This is a genomic window from Gammaproteobacteria bacterium, from assembly GCA_027296625.1.
GTDB lineage: Bacteria > Pseudomonadota > Gammaproteobacteria > JAKEHO01 > JAKEHO01 > JAKEHO01.
Window position 1 is genome coordinate 1 of record JAPUIX010000185.1, and the last position, 3,496, is coordinate 3,496.

Consider the following 3,496-nt stretch of genomic DNA (forward strand, 5'->3'; position numbering starts at 1 on the left):
AAGTAGCAATTCACTAGAAGTCTAAATTAGACAGAAGTAGAGACATGGCCAAGAAAGCCGAACCAAAAACAGGCGGCTAGCTCCCCAATTTAAAATACCCGTTGATTACCTGGTATATCGGGTGGGGGGGCTGAGGAGAGAGACGTGTGCGCTCATGGAATACCTCACACTAATATTTTTTTGTAATTTTTTTCGGGGAGATAATCCTACCAATAAATCAGCAAAAGCGGACGTTCAACTATCGCTGGTGGAGGTCGGCTAAGTGCCCACAGGAGACATACAACAACTCAACGGATGAGTTTTTTTGCCCTCAAGATACATCAGCAACCCTCGTAGTTTTTCTCAAAGCATTCGACGGCTAGATTAGGCGCTTTGTCTATCTGTTCGGGAGTCATTTGCTCTTCGATTATACCGCGGCCCCGTATTGCATCTTAATTTCCTTTTGTTGCCGCAATATGCCACCAAATGTATGCGCGGGTTAGGTTCTTGACTACATTTTGTCCCAAAGCGAAAGCCTTTCCCAAATTGTAGTAATCTTTCGAGAAATGGGCCTTTAATCCTTATGATACCTTATACTCCCAGTTTTAATCGCAGCAGCATCAAATATCGACTGGCATGTACACTAAATATTTCGGGTTAACGGAAGAACCTTTCTCAATCGCTGCCAATCCGCGATTCATGTATATGAGCACCCGCCACCGAGAGGCGCTGGCGCATTTATTATATGGAATCCGTAGCGACAGCGGTTTCGTATTGCTCACCGGAGAAGTAGGTACGGGCAAAACCACGGCGTGCCGGTGTCTACTCGAGCAATTACCTGATAACACCAATGTTGCATTTATCCTGAATCCCAAGGTCTCTGTCATCGAATTGCTAAGTAGCATCTGTGACGAACTTGGTATCGCGTACCCGGAGCGTGATCGCAGTGTCAAAACACTTGTTGATGCGATTAATCACTACCTGCTCGAGCACCATGCGGAGGGACGCAACACCGTGGTCATTATTGATGAAGCGCAGAATCTCAGTGTCGATGTACTCGAGCAACTGCGTCTCCTGACTAATCTCGAAACCAATGAGCGGAAACTCATGCGTATCATTCTGCTCGGACAACCAGAACTGGAAACGATATTGTCACGCCCCGAACTCCGGCAGGTGGAGCAACGCATCACAGCGCGATATCACTTGCAGCCGCTGCTTCGCTCGGAGATCAATGCCTACGTATTGCACCGGCTTGCAGTGGCTGGGTGCCAAGAACCCGTGTTTTCGGCGCGGGTGCTCGCCAAACTATATAGTAAAACACGTGGTATTCCCCGGCTGATCAACGTTATATGCGATCGTGCGATGCTGGGTGCCTATGTGAAGTCGCGGCGTAAGATAAACGGCTCGATACTCAATAAAGCGGCCAGGGAAGTGCAGGGGCGATCGTATCAACACCGATGGATGCTACGGGGAACGATTGTCGCGTCCGCATTGCTGGTCGGTGCCGCGGCCACGGCAGCATTGTTCTATGTCAATGGTAAGGAAATTACCATGATGCTGCCGCAACGATCGGTCGAACTACCACCAAGCGTTGTCGTCGAGCCACTGGTCGTCGTGAAACCGGAGGTGACGCCGCAATGGCCTGATGAAGCGGTTGCCAGGGACGATGCTTTTACGGCCGCATATTTAACGCAGTTCAAACAATGGAATATACCGTTAGCCACAGGCAATGCTGATCCTTGCACGCAAGCGATCAGTCTGGGTCTACGCTGTTTTTCGGGAGTTGGCAATCTGGGCAGTCTGGTCAGAAACAATCGACCGGCGATCTTGACGTTGGTGGATAACGAAGGTCGGCTGTATCACGCGACATTGCTCGTGCTGGAGGATGAGTTGGCAACGCTGGCATTTGCTCACGGTATCGAAACGGTAGCGGTACAGGATCTGGAAGCGCATTGGCGGGGCCAGTATCAGCTGCTGTGGCGTACTGCGCCAAATGGTTACACTACCATCAGACCGGGCAGCCGCGGCCCGGGCGTGACCTGGTTGACGAAAAACCTGCTCGCTGCAGGCGTAAAGTCGGTGCAGGTGAATAACGATTATGATGAGGACGTCGTCGCGGCGGTGCGAGCATTCCAACGCAATCATGGACTGGTGACTGACGGCATCGCGGGTCGCCAAACATTGATACAGTTGAATTCGGCAAACGACAAGTCGATTCCCCGGCTCAGTAACCGAGGGGGTGGCTGACATGTCATTCATTCTTGATGCAATTGCGAAATCGGAGCAGGAGCGACAACAGCAGGAAGTGCCCGGCGTACGGGCGCTGGCACTGCCAGCCGGTGGTGTACAGCAACCGCGGCGTGTCCTGCCTTATTTTATAGTTGGTACTTTACTATTGAACGCAGCATTGTTCGCGATATGGATGCAGTCAGGCCAGACTCTGCTCGATAGTTTCTCGCCAACGCAGATTGAAAACATAGATCGGAGAGACGAGCAGGCCATCGTGCCAGACAATGCAACCCCAGCAGATACCGCTATATCAGTTGGAATCGCGGCCAATGAAACCACCCCCGAAGTGGTCGTGGAGATCTATAACAGGGCATCAATGAATGAACCGATCGCCAAGCAACAAAGCGCGACTCCGAGGACCAGTGAAGCGGATACAGGTCTCGTGGACGGGCCTGAAACTGTGCAGTCGGAACCCGCGGCAACGACGACAGGCGGAGACAACACTGCGTGGAATCGCGTTGAGCCGGACAGGTTGTCGAATAAAGCGCGCTCCGGGCAACACGCTGAGCCTGTGCAGGACTTGAAAGACACCGGTGTGATGCAGCGCAAGGTATCAAGTCTCAGCGAATTACCGAGCACCCTACGTAAAGATCTGCCAACGATGATCTTTTCCGGCCATCTCTACTCGAGCAATCCGGACTCGAGCGTTGTGTTCGTGGACGAGGGACGTCCAGTGATGAAAGGACAACAGATTATGAACGAACTTTTCTTGCATGAGATTACGCCAACCGGCGTGATCGTGGAGTTCAGAGGCTATCTCATCGAGGTCGGTGTATTGCAGAACTGGACTCTGAACTAGCCCGCATGTCCGCTCCTTTAATCGGGCGTCACTGTCAAGCACCCGTTTCAAACGGTTGCTATTTCGGGTTGTCTCTTGTGTGGACTGAGCGTCCGCTGTGTGCCGAAAGCAGAAGTTAATCCAGGGATTTTGAACGACCGCTAACGGGAAAGCTGACCTTCAAATTTCATCGTTCAAGGGCGGCTATGTGCCCTAAGGAGACCTCCGAGGTTGCTGATATTCTATATATATTTCATTTATATCGGCCTGATAGTCATAAAGACAGTTGATTATATAATTCGCAGCACCGGGGTGTATAGTTATACCAAGTGCAATCAATAAGCGCGCCCTTACCACGCAGGGAAGGGATGACGGCCACCCTTCTATAAGCTGCTCATTGCAGCGACCGCCTAATAGAAACAATAAAAGAAAGAAAATTCTCGGTCCAAT

2 protein-coding genes are annotated in these 3,496 nt (G+C 51.2%); both read left to right on the forward strand.

The genetic code is table 11. The features are described from left to right. Nucleotides 1-684 precede the first annotated feature (684 nt). Nucleotides 685-2,226: an AAA family ATPase gene (locus O6944_12075; GenBank protein MCZ6719872.1), complete on the forward strand. Its 1,542-nt coding sequence runs from the start codon at nucleotides 685-687 to the stop codon at nucleotides 2,224-2,226. Nucleotide 2,227: 1 nt separating this feature from the next. After that, complete coding sequence (locus O6944_12080) at nucleotides 2,228-3,067, forward strand: general secretion pathway protein GspB (GenBank protein ID MCZ6719873.1); 840 nt, start codon at nucleotides 2,228-2,230, stop codon at nucleotides 3,065-3,067. The last annotated feature ends 429 nt before the right edge of the window (nucleotides 3,068-3,496 follow it).